This is a genomic window from Acetomicrobium sp. S15 = DSM 107314 (assembly GCF_016125955.1).
In the GTDB taxonomy this organism is placed as follows: domain Bacteria; phylum Synergistota; class Synergistia; order Synergistales; family Thermosynergistaceae; genus Thermosynergistes; species Thermosynergistes pyruvativorans.
The window spans coordinates 1-327 of sequence record NZ_JADEVE010000346.1 but is presented as its reverse complement, the minus strand read 5'-3'; the positions used below and the strand labels follow the sequence as shown (position 1 = coordinate 327).

Genomic DNA, 327 nt, shown 5'->3' with positions numbered 1-327 from the left:
GAGGCGCTTAAAGCTCGGAACGCATATCATAAAACACAAAAAACAAAGGCCTGACCCTGGTAATGGCCTGTTATTTTAGGAAGTTGTCTCCATGATGTCAGACTGCAGCCTATCAATCCGTCGCCTGAGGATAACTCGATTGCCCCTTCCTCCACGCCGTTCAGTTCAAAATTCCTTCGCGCTTCCTCCAGCGTGGCAGGATCTACGTCCCTCGCATAGACCGTTACGTCCCGTAGGCCAAAGGAGAGGCGCTTGAGCATCTTTATTTTGGTATTGCAGCCCTCTTTCGAAGGCATTGGTGGTCCTGTTGTCGAAGTAGTTCAGGAT

At 50.2% G+C, this 327-nt stretch carries 1 pseudogene; it reads right to left on the bottom strand.

What is annotated here, in order from left to right:
• Positions 1-209: 209 nt before the first annotated feature.
• A pseudogene (locus EZM41_RS14775) lies at positions 210-327 on the bottom strand (transposase); the annotation flags it as partial.